The organism is Reticulibacter mediterranei, assembly GCF_016587455.1.
Map to the genome: position 1 here is coordinate 341,433 of NZ_BNJK01000002.1, position 18,774 is coordinate 360,206.

General features: G+C 54.9%; 20 protein-coding genes. 12 read left to right on the forward strand and 8 right to left on the reverse strand.

Going from position 1 to position 18,774, the window contains the following annotated elements:
• The 3 genes from K3T83_RS39720 to K3T83_RS39730 all read left to right on the forward strand — a co-directional run bounded on the left by K3T83_RS39720 (position 1) and on the right by K3T83_RS39730 (position 3,101).
• Entirely contained in the window at positions 1 to 1,650 is a 1,650-nt protein-coding gene (locus K3T83_RS39720) for an MDR family MFS transporter (protein WP_236065173.1), read from the forward strand.
• A 34-nt stretch (positions 1,651 to 1,684) separates the two neighbouring features.
• Positions 1,685 to 2,455 carry a cytidylate kinase-like family protein gene (locus K3T83_RS39725; RefSeq protein WP_220208680.1) on the forward strand — a complete coding sequence of 257 codons (771 nt, stop codon included), beginning with the start codon at positions 1,685 to 1,687 and terminating at the stop codon, positions 2,453 to 2,455.
• 79 nt (positions 2,456 to 2,534) lie between these two features.
• The gene (locus K3T83_RS39730; RefSeq protein ID WP_220208681.1) at positions 2,535 to 3,101 is read left to right on the forward strand and encodes an NUDIX hydrolase; all 567 of its coding nucleotides are present in this window, start codon (positions 2,535 to 2,537) and stop codon (positions 3,099 to 3,101) included.
• A gap of 321 nt (positions 3,102 to 3,422) precedes the next feature.
• Here the strand turns inward: K3T83_RS39730 and K3T83_RS39735 are convergent, their stop codons facing one another.
• Positions 3,423 to 5,057 (reverse strand): FAD-dependent monooxygenase, encoded by a 1,635-nt coding sequence (locus tag K3T83_RS39735; RefSeq protein WP_220208682.1) that lies wholly within the window; start codon positions 5,055 to 5,057, stop codon positions 3,423 to 3,425.
• 163 nt (positions 5,058 to 5,220) lie between these two features.
• Between K3T83_RS39735 and K3T83_RS39740 the strand changes: the two genes are divergently transcribed.
• On the forward strand, positions 5,221 to 6,090 hold the full coding sequence (locus tag K3T83_RS39740) for a nucleotidyltransferase domain-containing protein (protein ID WP_220208683.1): 870 nt from the start codon (positions 5,221 to 5,223) through the stop codon (positions 6,088 to 6,090).
• A 73-nt stretch (positions 6,091 to 6,163) separates the two neighbouring features.
• Here the strand turns inward: K3T83_RS39740 and K3T83_RS39745 are convergent, their stop codons facing one another.
• On the reverse strand, positions 6,164 to 6,907 hold the full coding sequence (locus tag K3T83_RS39745; RefSeq protein WP_220208684.1) for an arylamine N-acetyltransferase family protein: 744 nt from the start codon (positions 6,905 to 6,907) through the stop codon (positions 6,164 to 6,166).
• 483 nt (positions 6,908 to 7,390) lie between these two features.
• Here K3T83_RS39745 and K3T83_RS39750 point away from each other — a divergent pair, with 483 nt between their 5' ends.
• From K3T83_RS39750 to K3T83_RS39780, 7 genes are all read left to right on the forward strand, one after another.
• On the forward strand, positions 7,391 to 8,293 hold the full coding sequence (locus K3T83_RS39750) for an aldo/keto reductase (RefSeq protein WP_220208685.1): 903 nt from the start codon (positions 7,391 to 7,393) through the stop codon (positions 8,291 to 8,293).
• 138 nt (positions 8,294 to 8,431) lie between these two features.
• Complete coding sequence (locus K3T83_RS39755) at positions 8,432 to 8,623, forward strand: hypothetical protein (protein ID WP_220208686.1); 192 nt, start codon at positions 8,432 to 8,434, stop codon at positions 8,621 to 8,623.
• Positions 8,620 to 9,486, forward strand: coding sequence for a class I SAM-dependent methyltransferase (locus K3T83_RS39760; protein ID WP_220208687.1), 867 nt, complete (start codon positions 8,620 to 8,622; stop codon positions 9,484 to 9,486). The genes K3T83_RS39755 and K3T83_RS39760 overlap by 4 nt, the downstream gene beginning before the upstream one ends.
• Before the next feature lie 62 nt (positions 9,487 to 9,548).
• Positions 9,549 to 9,704, forward strand: coding sequence for a hypothetical protein (locus K3T83_RS39765; RefSeq protein ID WP_220208688.1), 156 nt, complete (start codon positions 9,549 to 9,551; stop codon positions 9,702 to 9,704).
• A gap of 4 nt (positions 9,705 to 9,708) precedes the next feature.
• Positions 9,709 to 10,254 carry a DUF6036 family nucleotidyltransferase gene (locus K3T83_RS39770; protein ID WP_220208689.1) on the forward strand — a complete coding sequence of 182 codons (546 nt, stop codon included), beginning with the start codon at positions 9,709 to 9,711 and terminating at the stop codon, positions 10,252 to 10,254.
• 128 nt (positions 10,255 to 10,382) lie between these two features.
• On the forward strand, positions 10,383 to 10,679 hold the full coding sequence (locus tag K3T83_RS39775) for a GlsB/YeaQ/YmgE family stress response membrane protein (RefSeq protein ID WP_220208690.1): 297 nt from the start codon (positions 10,383 to 10,385) through the stop codon (positions 10,677 to 10,679).
• A gap of 153 nt (positions 10,680 to 10,832) precedes the next feature.
• Positions 10,833 to 11,081 (forward strand): hypothetical protein, encoded by a 249-nt coding sequence (locus K3T83_RS39780; RefSeq protein WP_220208691.1) that lies wholly within the window; start codon positions 10,833 to 10,835, stop codon positions 11,079 to 11,081.
• A gap of 30 nt (positions 11,082 to 11,111) precedes the next feature.
• Here the strand turns inward: K3T83_RS39780 and fgd are convergent, their stop codons facing one another.
• The gene (gene fgd / locus K3T83_RS39785; RefSeq protein WP_220208692.1) at positions 11,112 to 12,125 is read right to left on the reverse strand and encodes a glucose-6-phosphate dehydrogenase (coenzyme-F420); all 1,014 of its coding nucleotides are present in this window, start codon (positions 12,123 to 12,125) and stop codon (positions 11,112 to 11,114) included.
• Between the two features lie 319 nt (positions 12,126 to 12,444).
• Here fgd and K3T83_RS39790 point away from each other — a divergent pair, with 319 nt between their 5' ends.
• On the forward strand, positions 12,445 to 13,320 hold the full coding sequence (locus K3T83_RS39790) for a class I SAM-dependent methyltransferase (protein WP_220208693.1): 876 nt from the start codon (positions 12,445 to 12,447) through the stop codon (positions 13,318 to 13,320).
• A gap of 9 nt (positions 13,321 to 13,329) precedes the next feature.
• On the opposite strand, the gene K3T83_RS39795 is transcribed toward K3T83_RS39790, so the two are convergent.
• The 5 genes from K3T83_RS39795 to K3T83_RS39815 form a co-directional block, all read right to left on the reverse strand.
• Entirely contained in the window at positions 13,330 to 13,785 is a 456-nt protein-coding gene (locus K3T83_RS39795; RefSeq protein ID WP_220208694.1) for a GNAT family N-acetyltransferase, read from the reverse strand.
• Positions 13,786 to 13,813: 28 nt separating this feature from the next.
• The gene (locus tag K3T83_RS39800) at positions 13,814 to 14,242 is read right to left on the reverse strand and encodes a VOC family protein (RefSeq protein WP_220208695.1); all 429 of its coding nucleotides are present in this window, start codon (positions 14,240 to 14,242) and stop codon (positions 13,814 to 13,816) included.
• Between the two features lie 148 nt (positions 14,243 to 14,390).
• Complete coding sequence (locus tag K3T83_RS39805) at positions 14,391 to 15,407, reverse strand: nitroreductase family protein (protein ID WP_220208696.1); 1,017 nt, start codon at positions 15,405 to 15,407, stop codon at positions 14,391 to 14,393.
• A gap of 40 nt (positions 15,408 to 15,447) precedes the next feature.
• On the reverse strand, positions 15,448 to 17,004 hold the full coding sequence (locus tag K3T83_RS39810; RefSeq protein ID WP_220208697.1) for a phenylacetate--CoA ligase family protein: 1,557 nt from the start codon (positions 17,002 to 17,004) through the stop codon (positions 15,448 to 15,450).
• A gap of 307 nt (positions 17,005 to 17,311) precedes the next feature.
• On the reverse strand, positions 17,312 to 18,130 hold the full coding sequence (locus tag K3T83_RS39815; protein WP_236065311.1) for a sulfite exporter TauE/SafE family protein: 819 nt from the start codon (positions 18,128 to 18,130) through the stop codon (positions 17,312 to 17,314).
• Positions 18,131 to 18,774 lie beyond the last annotated feature (644 nt).

Sequence of the window (18,774 nt, forward strand, 5' to 3'; positions counted from 1 at the left end):
ATGATGATGGGTCAGCGTTCAACGCTCACACCGCCGCGTGACGCTATGACCAATAACACAGAACTGGTCATACCGCGCTACTCCAGCCGCGAGAAGATCGTCACAATGATCGGCGTTCTGCTGGTGATGTTACTGGCCTCACTGGATTCGACAATTGTAGCGACTGCCATGCCGCGCATTATCGCAGATCTGCAAGGGTTCGACCGCTACGCCTGGGTCTCCACCGCCTATATGCTGACCACAACGGTCGCCGTGCCCATCTATGGCAAGCTGTCGGATCAGATAGGGCGCAAACCGATTCTTATATTTGGCATCATCCTCTTTCTCATTGGCTCCGCGCTCTCTGGCCTCTCGCAGACAATGAATCAGATGATCGGCTTTCGCGCCCTGCAAGGTCTGGGAGCTGGTTCCCTGATGTCCCTGGCACCAACCGTTGTGGGCGACCTCTTTACGCCTCGCGAGCGCGGCAAATGGCAGGGCGTGACGGGCGGCGTCTTTGGCATTTCATCTATCGTAGGGCCGCTGATCGGCGGCTGGCTGACCGAGTATGCGTCGTGGCACTGGATCTTCTACGTCAACGTCCCCATCGGGCTAATCGCGTTGCTTGTGCTGATCCTCACCATGCCAGTGCTCCAGTCGGGAGCGGCACGAGCAGAGGTGGACTATCAGGGGGCCGCGCTGCTGATTATCGGGACGGTGCCGCTGCTGCTGGCCTTCTCCTGGGGCGGCTCGCAATATCCCTGGTTCTCGCTACCCATTATCAGTTTGCTCGTCTTCGCCCTTGTTGTGCTTGTAGGCTTCACCTTTTACGAGTCTCGCCTCTCGGATCGTGGCGGCGAGCCAATCCTCGCGCCTCACCTGTTCCGCAATCGCATCTTTACCATTTCAACGATCATTACGGCTGTTATCAGCATGGCCCTGTACGGCAGCGTTTTCTTCATTCCGCTTTTCGTCCAGGGCGTGATCGGGCAATCGGCAACCAACAGCGGCCTGTTGATGACGCCGATGATGCTCGCTTCAGTCGTCACCAGCATTCTCGCCGGGCAACTCGTCTCGCGGCTGGGACGCTATAAGTGGATCGCCATTACCGGAGTCGTTGTCAGCCTATGCGGAACAGTGTTGCTTGTGCTGCTTAATGCGAGTGCAAGCAGTGGGCAGGTGACGCTGGCGATGATTGTGCTTGGCGCGGGCCTGGGCTTCGGTATGTCGCTCTACACGATTATCGTGCAGAATGCGATGCCAGACAGGATGGGTCAGGCAACCTCGGCGCTGATCTTTTTCCGCTCGATTGGTGGAACGCTGATCCTGGGCCTGATGGGATCGATCCTGAACTCAGCCTACCTCCCGGCATTTCAGCAGGCATTGCCCTCCTCAATACGGCAAAATGTGCCAGAGCAGGTGTTGCGCACCTTCAACGACCCGCAGGTCTTGCTGGCCCCCGACACAATGGCGCAGTTGCAAGCACAATTTGCCGGCTATGGCGCGCAGGGGCCGGCGATGTTTCAGCAAATCATCGAGGCCATGAAGGTCGGGCTGGTACAAGGCATCCACGAGGGCTTCGTAATTAGCCTGGTCCTGATGGCGCTTGGCCTGCTGACTGTGTTCTTCCTGCCCGAAATCCCTTTGCGTGGCTCGACTCGTAATAAATAAAAAGAGTCATCCATTTTTCGGAAAGGGGCAATCAATGAGCGCGCAAGAGAAGAAGATAGAGAATATAACCGATAAAATGCGTGCAATCACCATTTCGCGCGAATATGGTAGCGGCGGCGGAGAGATTGCGGCGCGGCTGGCTCAACGCCTGAACTGGCGTCTCTTCGATCATGAGGCTGTTGAACGCGTGGCCCGGCGTCTCGATATCACGCAAGAGGAGGCGGAAGCACGCGACGAGAACGAGAGTAGCATCGGCGAGCGCATCCTTGAGAGTTTCAGCGCGATTCAGCCGCTCATGTCTGTCTCGCCATTGCCACAACTTTTGCATATTGATCCCCATGTCTATCATGAAGCGCTTAAACACATCATTGACCACGTGGTCGCAGATGGTCACGTGGTCATCGTTGGGCGCGGCACACAGATGATGCTGGCGAAGAGGCACGACGTGCTGCATGTGCGCGTGGAGGCTCCGCTCGAACAGCGTATCACCTACGTCACGCGGCGTGAGCAGCTCAATCGCGAAGAGGCAAAGGCGCGCATTCGGGACAAAGACGGCGGACGTGAACGCTCTCTCATGGTCCAGTATCGCCAGCGCCCGAACAACCCCCAGCTCTATGATCTCATCGTCAACACCGGTTTGATTAGCTTGAATCGCGCGGTTGACCTCATTATGCTGGCGCTGACAGGCAAAGCTGAACAGCTCGATCTGCCTCCCGAACAACTCGGTCCCGGCGCTGAGATGACGCCCTATCCTGGCCCCCTCCACGACTTCCGCGTCTCGCCCGACGAAAAAGAGGAGCAATGAGAGTGTGATCCCGCCTGTAATGCTTCGTCTTTCCTTATAGGAGGCTCACCTCCAATAAAAAAGGCGAGGTATTTTTTTTATGCAGCAAAAGCTGGCTCCCTGGCGGGTGACGGGAAGCAGGATTACTTATGAGGATCGCTGGTTAAAGATACGAACTGATCAATGCGAGACGCAGGATGGACGCGTGATCGGTTCCTGGCATGTGATGGAAGGTAGCCCCTGGGTCAATGTGCTGGCATTGACGGAAGATCGACAGGTGGTACTGGTGTGCGAATATCGGCATGGTATCGGACAGGTGGTGCTCGGTCTGCCCGGCGGCGCTGTCGAGAAGAGCGATGAGAGTCCAGTAGCAGCGGCGCAACGCGAGCTGTTGGAGGAAACAGGCTACGGCGGCGGCCAGTTCTACGAGATCGGTCGTAGCTATCCCAATGCCTCCAACCAGAACAATACCCTCTATTCCTGTATTGCGCTTAACGTGCAGAAGATACATAATGAGCAAAATCTCGACGAGGGGGAACAGATAGAGATCGTGCTGCAAGACTACGACAGCTTCGCGCAAATGGTGTGGAGCGGCGAGCTAGCCACACAATCGCTCTATGTGGCAACGCTCGGGTTTGCCTCCCACTTTTTAGCCCAACAAAAATAATGGATATCTCCCGCGATCATTGGCGCATCCGGCAATGGAAGGGGAATGGCGAGGGAACAGAGCATGTTAGGTTTCCCGTAGCGACAAGGGGAGGCGCGGAGGTCTTGGCGGGGGCCTTGCGCTTGTCGCCCTCCCCAGGCCGATTCACTCCCGGCGTGACCCAACATCCAATGGCAACAATACCCTGTTACCCAACGGGGACAAGCGCAAGGCCCCCACGACCCCTCCACGCCTCCCCTTGTCGCTACGGGTGTAGGGGAACCCTCTCTCCCCTACACATTTATCGGATATATCAACAATCCGCTCCACGGCGGCAAGGGATCATAACACACGGCAGAGAACGCGCATCATAACCTGCTCAAGCACCCGCTCTGGCTGCGGCACGCTTTTCCATGAGCGCCAGGCCACGATGCCATCGGGCCGCATCAAGAGCGCGCCATCGGGTGCCACGCCTGCCGCTTCGTGCCAGTAGCACTCGGGGTCGAGCAGGTCGCCAGAGGGACCGACGCGATATGCCTCCAATTCGATATCCAATCGGCTTGCAAGTCGATTGGCAGCTTCGTACCATGCCCGGCCATCCGGTCCCGTCAAAAGCACGAAGCCGCGCCAGAGCAGATCGAGCGTGGAGATGAGCTGACCGCGATACTCAATCCAGACGTGAGGCACACGCGTGCCGGGCCGACCATCAAAGCTGAGGCGATCATATGTGGGCGCTCCCTCATCTTCGGCAAAGATTGTCGGCGAACAATATTGATAGCCACCAACGACAACGTTCATACTGACAAGCTTCTGCTGAACGGCCTTCGTCTCTTCCGCCGAACCCAGACCGTAACGGATGCGAATATCAGAGCGTAGCGCGGACTGTTCGGCGGAGAAGCAAGCCACCGGGCGGCGCTCCATCTCGTAGGTCGCCAACAAGTCGGGCGTGGCCTGCCCGTTGAAGACCGCCGCCAGCTTCCAGGCCAGATTGTGCGCGTCGGCAATGCCCGTGTTGGCTCCAAATCCTCCCCAGGGCGGCATGAGATGCGCGGCATCCCCAACCAGGAAGATGCGCCCACGCTGGAAGCTATCAGCGATGCGCACCGCCGACTCCCAGGGGCCGATGCTGCGAATCTCGACCGCAAGATCGGGCAGACCGATGGCTCGACGTATCAACTCCTGGCAATGCTCAGGCGGGAAATCGTCCGGCGTCTCGCCCTTCGCGGGATCATAGGAGAGATGGAAGACCCAGCGGTCAGTATTATTAATCGAGACCAGCACCCCGTACATATCAGGACGCTCGATCAGACATTGGCTAAACTCCTTGCCGCGCACCTGTTCGCTAAGATCGGCCTCAAAATAGATGTTGAGGTAATGCTCCAATGTACCCTCTCCGCTCTGCGTGATGCCAAGCGCGGCGCTCATGGGGCTGCGCGCTCCATCGGCGGCGATCATGTAGTCGGCGCGCACAGTCGAACGTGTCCCGCTCGCATGCTCAACAAGCGTAGCGGTCACACCATCGTCGTCCTGCTCAAAGGAGATCAGTTCGGTGTTGAAGCGCAGATCACCACCGCGTTGATGAGCAGATGCCAGCAGCACCGGCTCAAGCTCATCCTGCGGGCAGAAGCAAAAATCTTCCGGGCTGAGGTCTTGCAGCGACTCGCCTCTCCCTCGACCACCAGCCATCGCAATCGGCTGGCGTCTGGCACAGAGCAGGGTCTCACCAATCAAAAAGCCGCCAAAGCTCCCCTGCTTGATAACTGCTGCTCCAGTCGCACGAATAGTTTCATCTAGCCCGATTTCGCGGTAAAACTCCATCGTGCGAAAATGGATGCCACGCGCACGAGGCAGGATAGACGTACTGGCATGCCGTTCAACGAGCAACGAAGGAACACCTTGATGTAAAAGAAAAAGCGATGTAGACAAGCCAACGATGCCTCCACCAACGATCAACACTGGCACATGTTCTTGAACCATTGCTCTGTATCCTTTCCAGCCGACATGTCGCAAAAAATCAGCTTTTCTTATTCGACGCAAACAATACGATATATCGTTATCGCTAATATAGACGATATATCGTATTGTTGTCAAGACGTTTATGGTATGCTTTTACTTAGTATTCTTCAAGAAGGGATTTCATATGGAAGCACTGTTTTTAAGTCATCTCCCAGATTTACCACAATGTACAACTCTTAAAGATGTGCTCACGCGGCTCCAGGCCAATCGCGAGATTGTGGCCCTCTGGATTGAGGGCAGCCTCGCGCGTGGCGGTGGCGATAGGTTTAGCGATGTCGATCTCCATGTTGCCGTTGAGCCAGAGCAGCTCGCAGGCTGGAAAACGCCCGATTTCGCGCCGATCTTTGCTAACAACCCCGTTGTTGGTCAGCTATTTCTGTCCTTCGGAGAACACGCGTTCCTCCATCATCTCGTGCTTGCCGATGGCACAATCTTCGACTTTTTTGTACAGGATACCGACCAGCCGCTCTCCTCTGATGCAAAGCTTGTGCTGAGTTGCCGCGACCCACAGCTTGCTCAGACATTGCAGCAGCAGGAGTGGCACGAGTTGCCCTCTTCGGACAGGCCGGTGCAGAAGGAACAGCTGCAACAGTTACTCGATAGCTTCTGGATCAGCACGCATAAACATGCCAAAGTGCTGCATCGCGAGTTAACTGGACTGGCCCCCCTTGGTCTCTCTATTGAGCGTAATATTTTGTTACGCCTCTGGTACATCCAGGCCACCGGACAGGATTGTGGCGACCTGGGACGCTCAACCATCCATAGCCTGACGCGCGTTGTACGAACCGTCGAGCAGCAGATAGGCGCGCACACTCTAGAACTGTCTGGCATGCCGCTAAGAAACCGCAGCGAGATCTGTCGTGCCATCGAGAGTAATCGGCGTATCGTTGCTGATCTGGGGCGTTCGCTTGCACAAACATATGCGTTTACTTATCCCGAAGTGCTTGAAGCAACCGTCGAGCGATGCTGGCAGCAATTTCTCGCCGCCGAATGAAGGGACAGGGAAGAGGCAAGCCAGCAGTGAGTTCGCGCGAACGGACTGGCTTGCCTCTAAAGTGGCCTTCCTATTATAAAACAATATCGAAATGTTCCAAAAGCAGCGCTTGATATTCCTCCTGATTCGCCACATGACGCTCCTCGCGTACACCATGCCTCGTGGTAATCAGGCGCATATCGCTCAGCGTGATCCGACCATAGGGTGTTGCCAGCGAGCAGGTGCTATGCCGGGTAAAACCAGATTCGGGCGAGGTTTGATGGTAGAGGCAGCGGGCGCTAAAATCGCTCATCGTGCGCGACTGCAAAGTGAAACGATAACCCGGCTTCCAGGCATCGCGCCACTCCTCGAACAGCCAGTCCTCTCCATCGCGCATCAGGCGATAACGTCCCCATTCCTGTTTTTGCAGCAAATCGGGCTGAAGACGCAGAGGCTGACGAAACGACTCGCCAAAACCGACATCGGCGAGCCAGTCCTCCTCAAGATGGACCAGCAGCGTGAGATGGTCGAAATCGGGGTTAAACCCACCCAGATTGTTTGCCACGCCAGCCGAAAGCAGCTCGACCCGAAAACCAAGTTCGCGCAAGAGTAGCGCAAACAGACCGTTGAGTTCGTAGCAGAAACCGCCGCGCCGTCGCTCAACAATTTTTCCCCATAGAGAAGCCTGATCTAGCTGGATAGCATGTCCCAGGCCAATATCCAGGTTTTCAAAGGGGACTGCAAGCATATGGGCCTCGTGCAACGCTCGCAAGGTCGCCGCCGTTGGTTGCACAGATCCCTGATAGCGAATACGCGCCAGATAATGATCAATGTCCAAAGCTAACCGCCTCTTTATTTATCCTATCGCACCGTAAAACCCCTACATTCATGCATGGGGTGCTTCACAAGCTACTATACCATGTGCAGGTCGCGATTGGAATTGCACATTTGGACAGTTTAGCGCCGCTCTAAAAAGAATGGTTGGTACTCCACCGAATATGGCAGGGGCGAGGACAAGCCTTCGCCCTGCGATCTGGGGAGGCGGGCGAGGACAAGCCTTCGCCCCTGCCATATTCGGTCACACCCTCCGAGGATGTTCTGGATGCATCAACGATGAAGCTTGACAGAGTAGTAGTCGCGCGATAAATCGCGCGACTACGAAAGGAGGGGTTTCTTTCTCAAAAGGGCTGTGTCATCTACACAACTTCCCCACACGTGTAGTGTTTATAGGGCAATACCTGGTTTCTTTTGATACATATACATAACCATTCACCCTGGATTGCCCATAAAGGGGTATGGTTGGTTGAAGGAGAAAGTGAGCATGCAGCAAAATACAGTTCAGCGACCGGCAGAGGCCAGCGGAACCCTGATCATTGGTGGCGATCTGAGGGTTCATCGGCTCGGGTTTGGCGCAATGCGCATCACGGGCGATGGCATCTGGGGGCCGCCCCGCGACAAACAGGAGGCGCAGGCCGTCCTGCGCCGCGCTCTTGAGCTGGGAATCAATCTCATCGATACAGCCGATTCGTATGGCCCGGAATCCAGCGAGAGCTTGATCGCGGAGGCGCTCTATCCCTATCCTCAAGACCTCGTGATCGCCACGAAAGGTGGCCTGGTACGGCCCGGACCGAATCAGTGGGTTCCCGATGGGCGACCCGAACATTTGCGCGAAGCACTTGAAGGGAGCCTGCAACGCCTGCGCCTGGATCACATCGATATCTACCAGTTCCATCGCCCGGACCCCAATGTGCCTTTTGAAGAATCCGTTGCGGTCCTTGCCAGGATGCGCGAGGAGGGCAAGATTCGCCATGTGGGACTCTCCAATGTGACAATTGAGCAACTGGCACAGGCGCAACAGATCGTGCCAATTGTCAGCGTGCAGAATCGCTACAACCTCATCAGTCGAGAGAGCGAGAATATGACGAGGGAGCAGTCCGAAAAGATCATCGACATTTGCGAACAGCAGGGGATCGCCTTCATTCCCTGGTTCCCACTGGCAACCGGCGATCTGGCGCGCGAGGGGAGCCCGCTGGACCAGATCGCCCGCAGACACAACGCCAAACCCGGTCAAATTGCCCTCTCCTGGCTTCTCATGCGTTCCAGCGCGACATTGCCCATCCCCGGAACCTCATCGGTGAAGCATCTCGAAGAGAACACAATGGGCGCGACCATCAAGCTCGCTCAAGGCGAGTTCGACCTGATTGATCGCAGCAGCAAAGCGTAGCAGCCCCTCAATCGCGGTGGTGTCTGGCCCGGATGCCGCCGCGCTCATCTCCAAATATTCTCCGCAACATATAATCTCTTGCATGAGAACGTTCTATTTCGTATAATACACATAGCTCATAAAAAAAGAGGTAGGATAATGGACTATCGACCTTTCAGATTTGGCGTCATGACGGCGAACGCCCCTTCCCATGCCGCGTGGGTAGAGACAGCGCGCAAGGCCGAAGGATTGGGATATTCTACGCTGCCCGTCGTCGATCATGTTGATCTACCAATTGCACCGCTCACCGCGCTTGTAAGGCCGCTAAAGAGGAAGGAGAGAAACGCATGACGACCCCGCAGGAGCCTGCATCAAGCAAGATCACTTATTTCCTCGATGCGGAGAACGCAGCAGAAATGGCTCGTTTGATGCGGCAGGATCACGATTTGACACAGGCGCTAGGAGGCCCGATTCCCGAAATTCAGAATATGGCGAGCATTCATAATGCACTGGATATCGCCTGTGGACCGGGGAGCTGGGCGTTTGAGCTGGCACGAACTCAGCCGCATATCAGCGTCACCGGCTTCGACATCAGCCACTTGATGATAGAATATGCCAGAATACAGGCACAACTCCAGGGTTTCAACAATCTGCGTTTTCTAGAGCATGATGCGCTCCAACCACTCCCATTTCCCGATAATTTCTTTGATATCGTCAATGCCCGCCTTATCTTTGGTTTCATGCCGAGTACTGCCTGGCCGCGTCTGTTGCGCGAGTGCGTTCGAGTGGCTCGACCAGGTGGGCGCATTCGTCTGAGTGAGTACGAGGTGAGCGTGAGCAACGGCATCTATTCCGAACGGATGAGCGCGCTCTATACAGAGGCATTGAGGCGAGCTGGCAAAGGCTTTTCGCCTGATGGCAGACATATTGCCGTCCTTCCCACGCTTGGCCGTCTGCTGCGCGATGTTGATTGTCACAACATACAGAATCAGGCAAATATTTTCGATCTTTCAGCAGGCACCGAGGGGCACACGCACGGCTATGATAACCTTATGGTTCTCTACAAGCTGGTTCAACCGATGCTTGTCAAGACAGGAGTTGCCACGCAGGACGAGATTGATATATTATATACACAGGTCATGGAGGAAATGCAACAGGACCATTTTTGTGCAATCATCTTCTACGCCACCTTCTGGGGTGAGGTTGTCAAATAATCACCTGCCGTAGTCCTCTGTCAAGCTTTATTCGACACATGGAGCGGTGAGGACTCCCGCGTATGGCAGGGGCGATGGCTTGTCCTCGCCTGCCTCCCCCATCGCGGGTTGAGGCACCAGGGCGAGGACAAGCCATCGCCCCTGCCATACGCGGGAACACCTCGGAGGATGTTCTGGATGCACCAACGATGAAGCTCGACTATAACATTCATTTGTAATCATATGGAAAGTAAAGATGTAGAGCAATATCTTCAGGATCTTGGCGACGAACTGGAAGCCAGGGAGTTTAAGGAGCCAGTTCGTATTTTGATTGTGGGTGGCGTGTATATGCTGCTTATGGTGAAAAACAGGAAATCCACTGAAGATGTTGATGTCGTGTTGATGGACATGGAAGATACCACCAACAAGACCCCACAGACCAGGGCATTCCAGGCCGCCGTTCGCGCGGTGGCGAGCAAGCATCGTTTGAAGCGCACATGGATGAACGATGATGTGGCCTATTTTATTCGCGACATGGCCCCGGAACCCGACGCGAGCCTGTGGCGCAAATACAAAAAGCTGCACGTCTACCTTCCAGCCCAGGAATATATCCTCGCGCTCAAACTGATGGTTTTTCGCCTGAAGGATCTCAACGATGTCGAGGCGCTGCGCAACCAGTTGGGCGTCACGACGCGCGAACAGGCTCAGGCCATCATTGACCGCTTCATACCTGACAAACGCTGGCAGGAAGAGTATCTGCTTGACGAGACGCTGGACGAGCTATTTTAGCGCACCCTGGCCAGCGCTGAGGACAAATTTCATCCGCGCATTCTGAAACTGTTTTTCGAGATCTTCCGTACAATACTCATAACTGATCCAAACAATAACAGATTTATAGAGAGTAAGGAGGATTTATCATGGCAGTTGCAGCAATGATTTTAGCGGATGTGAGTCTTTCAACGGTGATCTGGTGGCTGCTGGTTGGCCTGATTGCGGGCTTCCTGGCGAGCGTTGTGATGCGCGGCGGCGGCTATGGGATCGTGGGAGATATCATTATTGGTATCGTCGGCGCGATCCTGGGCGGCTTCCTGGCTGGCCTGCTGGGTATTGGAGCCTCCGGTTTCGTCGGCACGATCATTATCGCCTTTATCGGTGCCTGTATCCTGATCGCCATCCTGCGTGCCGTCTCGACGCGCTACCCGCGCCGCTATTAATCTACCGCATATGTTGTAGTCAAGCGATTTATCGCGGGGCACTTGTCATGCGCTCGCCCGCGATAAATCGCTCGACTACAACCAGGGAGATGACCGGCTTCGTTTGTAAAAACTCATTATTGGTGCATCTGGCAATTGAAGAGGGGAACGATTGTGGGTGCAGATGATGTTGGGTTTACCCGTAGCGACAATGGGGGATGGGTGGCGGATGTGGGGGCCTTGCGCTTGCCGCCGTTGGGGTCACGCGGCAACCGGGAAACCATGTGGCGAGGGCGACAAGCGCAAGGCCCCCGCGTCCTCTCCCCACCTCCCATTGTCGCTACGGGTAAACCCAACATCATCTGTGCTCAGAGCCATTCCCCTTCAATTACCAGGTGCACCAATAATAGGTGCATCTGGTAATTCCAACGTTCTCTTTTGTTGTGATGCGTTCTATCCCCAGCGCTGACGGATGCGCGGCAGGATCTCTTTGGCATAGAGGTTCAGGAAGCGGGCCTGATCCTCGCCCGGAGCATGGAAAATGAGATGGGTAAAGCCCAGTTCGATATATGGGCGGATTTGTTCGAGATGTTCGTCGGGATCGCTGGAGACAAGCCAGCGGCGATGAGCCTGATCCGCGACGGTCTCGGCTTTGCGCTCCATTTCGCGGGCATCATGAATCGCCACTTTGTCCTCGGCAGGCAGAGCTAGAGCTGCCCAGATGCGCGTATCGGCAAGGGCACGGTCTTTGTCGGTATCAAACGAAACCTTGATCTCGATAGTACGCTCGATATCGTCTGCATTGCGGTGTGCGGCTTTCGCACCTTCTTCGACGCCAGGCAACAGTTGATCGCGATAGAGCGAGTCGCCTTTGCCGGAGGTGCAGATGAAGCCGTCGCCCTCACGTCCAGCGAATTTGGCTGCGACAGGTCCGCCAGCACCAATGTAAATAGGTACGGGAGTATCCGGGCGATCATAGATGGTCGCGTTACGCGTGCGATAGTACTCTCCATGAAACGAAACCAGTTCTTCCGTCCACAACTGGCGAATCAGCTTGACGGCCTCGCGCAAACGAGCCAGGCGCTCTTTCGCTGGCGGCCAATCCGCGTCGGTGACGGCAACCTCGTTGAGCGATTCGCCGGAGCCAACGCCCAGAATGATTCTCCCCGGAGTGAGGACGCCAAGCGTGGCAAACGCCTGCGCCACGATTGCAGGCTGATAGCGGAAGGTCGGAGTAAGGACGCTGGTTCCCAGAACGACGCGCTGCGTGCGCTGCCCCGCCGCGCCAAGCCAGGGGAAGACGGAAGGTGCGTGCCCGTTGGTATGTCGCCAGGGCTGGAAATGATCGCTGACCCAGACGCTATCAAAACCGCGCTCTTCTGCCAGCACGGTAAAATCTAGCAATTCTCGCGGCCCAAATTGTTCCGCAGAGGCCTTATAGCCCAGTTTTAAAGGATGACGAGCCATTTTTTCCTCGTTTCTACATCAACGTTCACAAGTTGTCTCAAATCTGCACGACACATCTTTTTTGGTGAGCAAGCAGAGCGTCAGGCAAATCTGAACATAATTGATAACACCGAATACATCATATAACTTCCCATCGACCAATGGAAACCAACATACAAAATTTCCAGGATGTTCACCCCGAACTCTAGAGAGGGAAATAGTAAACACTAACAACCTGAACACAAGACAGGCCACGTGAGATGTGCTAGACTTCTTACAAGAACATCATGCACGATACTAGTATCATACTTTTTCATCATGAAAAAAAGGATGCGCATCTATGGCAATGTCGGCAGAACCGGTTAAAAACACGCCATCAACTTTTCTCAATATGGAGAGCGGTGCAGAGATCGCTCGCCAGATGGATCAAGATATTCTTCTGACGCGTGCAATGGGAGGCCTATTCTGCGAACATCCTGATCTCAGGCAAGTGCAGCGGGTACTCGATGTGTGCTGCGGTCCCGGTGGCTGGGCGCTAGAGCTGGCCTTTGTGTATCGCAATCTTGAGGTAACAGGAATTGATAAAAGTCGCAATATGATCGATTACGCGCGCGCTCAGGCTCGTGTGCAGGGTCTAGGAAACGCCTTCTTCCACGTTATGGATGTGACGGGGCCACTCCAATTTCCCGATAACACATTTGATATCGTCAATGCTCGTTTCATCTCTTCGTTTCTGACAGTGGAGGATTGGCCGCGTGTGGCTCGTGAGCTAACACGCGTGACGAAGCCGGGAGGGATCGTGCGCCTGACCGAATTTGACGAGCCGGGCGTAAGCAATAGCCCCGCGCACGAACGCATGAAGCAACTCTACGGCCTGGCGCTCAAGAGGACCGGCCAGAGCTTCCATCCGCTGCGAGAGGGGACACACCGCTGCATCACGCCCATGCTGGAACGCTTCTTGAGCGATGCAGGCTGCCTCTACATCTGTGAGCAGGCGCATGTGGTGAACTATTCAGCAGGCAAACGAGCGGCGATTAGCAATTACGAGAATCTCAAAGTAGTGTACAAGCTGGGCCAGCCGTTTCTGGTTGCAGCGGGTGTTGCTACACAAGAACAACTCGACGACCTCTATGAACAAATGTTATTAGAGATGCTTGCAGATGATTTTCGGGCGCTCTGGTACTTCCTCTCGGTATGGGGACATAAGCCGGAATAAGCGCAAGATTCACGAAATATTGATCATACGGGTTAAAAAGTGGCGATCATGCTCTGTGAAGCCATGTTTGCGATAAAGGCGCTGACCAGCCATGTTGGAGCGTTCGACTTCGAGGTGAAGCGCATGGATGCCAAGCGCGGGGCAGGCATCCAGCACGCATTGGAGAATCCGCGTACCAAGACGCTGTCCACGATAGGCATCCAGCAAGAATAGCTCGTCAATAAATGCATCGCGCCCATGATATTCGAGGCTAAAGCCGAAGGCGAGGACAACATAACCGATGGCCGCCCCTACATAGTCGATCAACCAGACGCGGCCCAGCGAACCATCTTCGACAATCTGTTGCATTACCCGACGAGCAATCGTGGCATCAAAGGGATATTTATCAATTGCGTAGAATTGGCGCATAAAGTCAACCAGCAGAGTGAGATCGGAGCTGGTGGCGATGCGAAGCTGTGGTTGCATATGCGTCTCTCCTATTGTTTTATGTTAGCTAACGAGCCTGCCAGCGGGCGTCGGCGGCGGCGTGTGGCGATTCCGGGACGATCTGCATCAATTCAATCGCGTTGCCATCGGGATCATTGATCCAGTACTGCCAGTTATTGTCGAGTCCCTTCTGAGGCTCGCCGGTGATTGCGAGACCGCGCCCGGCCAGTTCGCGCAGGGTGGCAGGTAGATCATCAACGACCAGGCAAAAATGATTATACCCGACCGGACCACGCGAGGTATTTTCGCCCTTCGCGCCAGGGAACAGCTCGATAAACTGATTGGGTGCGACCTGAAGATAGACGATCCAGGGCGAGAACTCGCCTTCTCTTTCCAGCCTGAATGCTTCGGTGAAACCCAGCTTTGCACAATAGAAATCAAGCGACTTCTCAAGGTCGGTGATGCGAAATGCGACGTGTCCAAGTCCGGTAATCATGGGTGACGTTCCTTCTCTTCTTTGATAATTATCGTCCGTCTAGCGCTTCACAATAGCCGCGCCCTCCCATCATACGAGCTTTTCATGGGGGCTTGCAAGTCGGAGAGGTACGCGCACTCATATCTGATCTGGCGTAATTAAAGAATGGTTAATACGCAGCAGATCGTCGATTCGACCAGGGTGCCGCTTCGGGCGTATAGCCAACGCGGAAGATAGCAACGGGATTTTTCACTTTGCTGGACAACTCGTTGACGGTTGGCTGGTCTATGACGATGGAGATGGGATGGTAGGAGTAGCTGGCTGCGTTGATCATTACCCAGGCGCGCAAGAGTGAGCGTCCACATGCAAACAGGGTAAGCGGTTCTCTGTCCTGAGCGGTGAGTACCGCAATAGTGGCACTGCGGCGCGTCAAATAGACATCACGTTGGGCATAGATCCAGGCCAGGAGAGCCGATAAGCGACCGCGCCAGAGGGCAAAACGCAATGCCTGACGATCAATCCAGGAGAGGTGAAGACACTCACAGGTCATCCCATCAGGCGGATTGCCTTGAAAACGTGTCCATTCCTTGAGGTCGGCCACAAAACGTGTATCCTTCCAGGCCATAATGCTGGCTTTGCGAACCAGCGGAGCAATAGTGCGAGGATCGAAGAGCGTACAGCCCAGGCGTTGCAATTCCTCCTGCAATTCGCTCGGCAGCGGTTTGGATTGATAGGGATGGCGATTGGTTTGCCGCCGGGCGATAAATGGGGCGAGTGGATCAAGGGTATCGCCTTCAGAAAGAGCCAGCAAACGTACCCGGCCTAGTTCTAAACCGTCCGCGTGCTGGACTACGCCTGGTTCGAAGACAGCCCGCTTTCCCTCTAATTGAGCGGCCAGGGCCAGCGTTTCATAGAAGGCTCCCATACCAAGCAGAGCATCGCGGTCATCAGGATCGGCCAGCAATTTATCAGCATGGGCATAAAAGAGCCGATAGGAACCATAGGCCTCGTCTGGTGCGCCATCCTCGGGATAGAGTCGCCAGGGCTGGGCATTGTGCGCTGATGGAGCGCGTCGAGCCGCCGCGATGTAGGCTATCTCTGCCTGCTCACTCCGCTCCCGGGCTATGTCAGACTGCTGGTCGCCACAGGCTGTTTGTTCTGTAGACGAAATATTCAGATGCTTCATGATGGTCTCCCTTTCATTTTGTCTGGATGGGCAAAATACACTACGCAGACATAGTAGGACTGAGTGCCTGCGCGCTGGTAGCACGGCTTGCGGCTTCGGTAATATAGCGTCGTTTAATGCGCCCAATGTTCTGTGTGAATGGTCCTTGTCCCGCATGGTGCAGTACGACTTGTAGTGCGGAGGTATGCCCATCCTCATATACTGCCTGGCGAAAATCCGCGTTCAATTCAGAAAGTTTGCTGAGCAAAATACTCCGCAGTTCTTGTATCAGGGTATCTGTGAGATCTCCATCCATAACTTCAACATGAATGCAAGGACAAACCTCATGAGTATGCTCATCTTCCACCAATTCCATGCAAAAGGCTCCCAGCCGGTTCGCGTGCACACTTGCAAACAAACCCGCTTCCACGTCTTCGGGATAAATGTTCGCGCCCATATACGAAATAGTTGAGTCACGGCGACCAAAGACATAGACAAAGGGCAGGCGCGCCCAGCGGACACCTTTGGGGAGAAGCGTCTGCACGTCAATGCCCACTTGCCGTAATCGCCGACAGAGTTCACTATAAGAAATGATCCCGCCCTGATCGTTGATATTGTAGCGAATACGCGGCGCGAGAATAGGACGTGTGATCGTGATTATCAATTCGCGCTTCGCGTTGACCTCGATATAGTGATCAAGCGGATTATACTGGAACAACATCGGCACACGATGGTCAGAGCCGATCAATGCTTCCCGAACGTCGCTCCGCTCTTCCATCAACTGACGCAACAGAATGGAAAGATCAGACTCAGCAGCCACGCCAACTTCCAAATCGGAGGCACCATATCCACTCAGCACCTTCTCAAAATGGCGCAACAGATAACGGCGCAACCCTTCACTCATTCCTTCGCCTCCAACCAGGCCCAACAGATGATATGTTGACCAATCCAGACCTTGCTCCTCGCCGTAATCAAGCAAACGTTTGAGGAATGGTGGATAGCCGGTAATCAGATAATGATAGCCAGGACCAAAGAAACGCAAGGTATGCAGAATCTTGTCCAGATCCGGGCCGGTCGATTTCACAATGCCATTGGCTTCCAGAGCTGCCCCCACAGTCACGCCAGTAGCCCAGGCTCCCATTGAAAAGGCATTAATAACAAACAATGGCTGGTTGCCAAAATAATAGCGATGAAAATAGCTGCATGCCCGGCGTGTATAGAACACTTCTGCCCGTGAACGTACCCAGTTATAGGGGGTGCCGGTTGAGCCAGAGGATTCGTCAACGATGATATGATGCGTTGGTATACGACCATCGATACAGCGTTCAGCAATGGTGAATGCACGAACATAGCCATTTTTATCGGTTTCAGGGATATGAACAAACTGCTCAGCCAGCGTTCCCTGGTGATGCTGGAAGCCGTTGTGCCTGTTCAAAAACGCGCTATATGCTGGCACTTGAGCGCGCGCCCGCATAAAAGCCCGCCAGGCCATACGCAAAGCAGCACGTTCGCTCCATGTAGGGAAACGAGCAAGCAACCAGCAGTAAAAATCATAATTTCGTTGTGCAAGAGCACATAATAAATCAATGATCTTCAATAAAATATTCGTGCGAAACATAACGTTGCCTCCCCTTTTTTACTTTAGCCATATTTATCTGAAACCAAGTATAAGTAAAAAAAGAGAGGACAAAAAGTGTCAAATGTCCCATTGAGGATACTATATCAAATGCTGCAAAAAAGGCCACGCCCTCCCATCCTACGAGCTTTTCATGAGCGCTTGCAAGTCAGAGAGGGACACACTCTCATACGATTCTTGCGAGGAGAAAGAGGAACTAGATGCATATGAAGAGAGACTGGTGGCAGCCTGGACCCCTCGTGAAGGGGGTCCAGGCTGCCGGGTGGACCGCGTGTAGCGCGTCAGACGCCTACTTGTTGATCAGCAGGTAGCCCGAGAACGCCAGCACCAGGGCCAGAATCGGAACGAGGACGCGTGGGTGCGTCTTCTTGCTCAGCCACGTGCCCAGCAGGACGCCAGGAAGAGAACCCATGAGCAGCGCGCCGACGATGTTCCACTGGACAGAGAACGTAGCCAGGTAGCCGAGAGAACCTGCTCCCAGCATCAGCAGAGATTGCAGGATGTCGGTTCCGACCAGCTTCTGGGCACTCATCGCCGGGTACATGAACGCGATGACCAGCATGATGAGGGCACCACTCCCTACGGAGGTGAGTCCCACCAACGTGCCGACACCAGCGCCCAGCAACGCCGTCACAATGCGGCGCAGCCAGATGGAGGCGGACGATAGCTGCCTGTCTTCCTTTGCCCCCTTGAATCCGCGCTCGATCAGGGGCTTGATCAGGAAGAGTGCAGCCGAAACGATGAGCACGATTCCCAGAATATGGACCACGACCTTGCTGGAACTGTGCTTGCTGCCAACCAGCACCGAAGTGATGAAGGTGGCGGGAACGCTTCCAAGCGAGAGCCAGAGCACGACGCTGTGGTCGATGTTCCCGAGTTGCCGGTGCTTGCGCCATCCGACAAACTTGACCGCGACAGAGTGCAGGAAGTCAGTGGCGACCGCGCCCAGCGTTGCCATGTGCGGCGGCACCAGGATCAGGAGCGGAGTGAGCAGAGACCCTCCGCCGACGCTGGTCCAGCCGACCAGCGTCCCAACGATGAGGCCGATCCAGGTGTACTCCAACGCGTAGTGGATGGAGCGCCCCAGGGACCAGCCGCTGGCGTGCATCCCCGCCGCGAACAGCAGGAGCAGCGCCACGATGCTGACGATGGCGGCCTTGCCGGCGTGCTGCCTGAACAGCCTACCCAGATCACATCTAGTGACCACAACGATTCCCTTCTGGGAAGAGTGACGTACCCGCGTGGTATTGTCGCGGGGCTTTGCTGGCACGGAACCTCATACGAGAGTTCCATAGAGAAGCACCCTGGCTTCTCAGCTACCTAGCAGAGTTCAGTTCAAACAGTCCTGCTAGATAGATCAAAATCCAGGGCGTCCCCAGAGGGGTTGGGTGATTTGCTCTTTCCTCTTCTAATTGTACTGCAGGGTCATCATTGCCAAATAGAAACTTTCGCCGTACTCATCCTTGCCTTCCAGTACATCTGGCCGGGGGAGAGCATCTGCAATCGAAGGGCTCGAAGCCCTCGGCGAACCCACGTGTCGCCGTGCGCAGGATGCGCCGACGAACCATCATGTGCTGAGAGTGAGGTCGAAGGTGAACTTGAGAAGGATGTAGGCGACGAGTCCTACGGCTACCCCGCCGATGCCTTCTCGAAGTCGTTCGACTTTATTCGCGTCCATTGCGAATCCTCTCGTCTTGCACCTGGTTCCTCATAGAGTTTGGCTGCATTGAAGAGGTATGAAACCTCCTCCTT

What these genes read in the sequence shown, in the direction of transcription:
- K3T83_RS39735 (WP_220208682.1), bottom strand. Translation starts at nt 5,057, where the DNA reads ATGGTTCAAGAACATGTGCCAGTGTTGATCGTTGGTGGAGGCATCGTT.
- K3T83_RS39770 (WP_220208689.1), top strand. Translation starts at nt 9,709, where the DNA reads ATGGAAAGTAAAGATGTAGAGCAATATCTTCAGGATCTTGGCGACGAA.
- K3T83_RS39720 (WP_236065173.1), top strand. Translation starts at nt 1, where the DNA reads ATGATGATGGGTCAGCGTTCAACGCTCACACCGCCGCGTGACGCTATG.
- K3T83_RS39815 (WP_236065311.1), bottom strand. Translation starts at nt 18,130, where the DNA reads ATGCACGCCAGCGGCTGGTCCCTGGGGCGCTCCATCCACTACGCGTTG.
- K3T83_RS39725 (WP_220208680.1), top strand. Translation starts at nt 1,685, where the DNA reads ATGAGCGCGCAAGAGAAGAAGATAGAGAATATAACCGATAAAATGCGT.
- K3T83_RS39800 (WP_220208695.1), bottom strand. Translation starts at nt 14,242, where the DNA reads ATGATTACCGGACTTGGACACGTCGCATTTCGCATCACCGACCTTGAG.
- K3T83_RS39740 (WP_220208683.1), top strand. Translation starts at nt 5,221, where the DNA reads ATGGAAGCACTGTTTTTAAGTCATCTCCCAGATTTACCACAATGTACA.
- K3T83_RS39755 (WP_220208686.1), top strand. Translation starts at nt 8,432, where the DNA reads ATGGACTATCGACCTTTCAGATTTGGCGTCATGACGGCGAACGCCCCT.
- K3T83_RS39750 (WP_220208685.1), top strand. Translation starts at nt 7,391, where the DNA reads ATGCAGCAAAATACAGTTCAGCGACCGGCAGAGGCCAGCGGAACCCTG.
- K3T83_RS39775 (WP_220208690.1), top strand. Translation starts at nt 10,383, where the DNA reads ATGGCAGTTGCAGCAATGATTTTAGCGGATGTGAGTCTTTCAACGGTG.
- K3T83_RS39795 (WP_220208694.1), bottom strand. Translation starts at nt 13,785, where the DNA reads ATGCAACCACAGCTTCGCATCGCCACCAGCTCCGATCTCACTCTGCTG.
- fgd (WP_220208692.1), bottom strand. Translation starts at nt 12,125, where the DNA reads ATGGCTCGTCATCCTTTAAAACTGGGCTATAAGGCCTCTGCGGAACAA.
- K3T83_RS39790 (WP_220208693.1), top strand. Translation starts at nt 12,445, where the DNA reads ATGGCAATGTCGGCAGAACCGGTTAAAAACACGCCATCAACTTTTCTC.
- K3T83_RS39765 (WP_220208688.1), top strand. Translation starts at nt 9,549, where the DNA reads ATGGCAGGGGCGATGGCTTGTCCTCGCCTGCCTCCCCCATCGCGGGTT.
- K3T83_RS39760 (WP_220208687.1), top strand. Translation starts at nt 8,620, where the DNA reads ATGACGACCCCGCAGGAGCCTGCATCAAGCAAGATCACTTATTTCCTC.
- K3T83_RS39805 (WP_220208696.1), bottom strand. Translation starts at nt 15,407, where the DNA reads ATGAAGCATCTGAATATTTCGTCTACAGAACAAACAGCCTGTGGCGAC.
- K3T83_RS39730 (WP_220208681.1), top strand. Translation starts at nt 2,535, where the DNA reads ATGCAGCAAAAGCTGGCTCCCTGGCGGGTGACGGGAAGCAGGATTACT.
- K3T83_RS39810 (WP_220208697.1), bottom strand. Translation starts at nt 17,004, where the DNA reads ATGTTTCGCACGAATATTTTATTGAAGATCATTGATTTATTATGTGCT.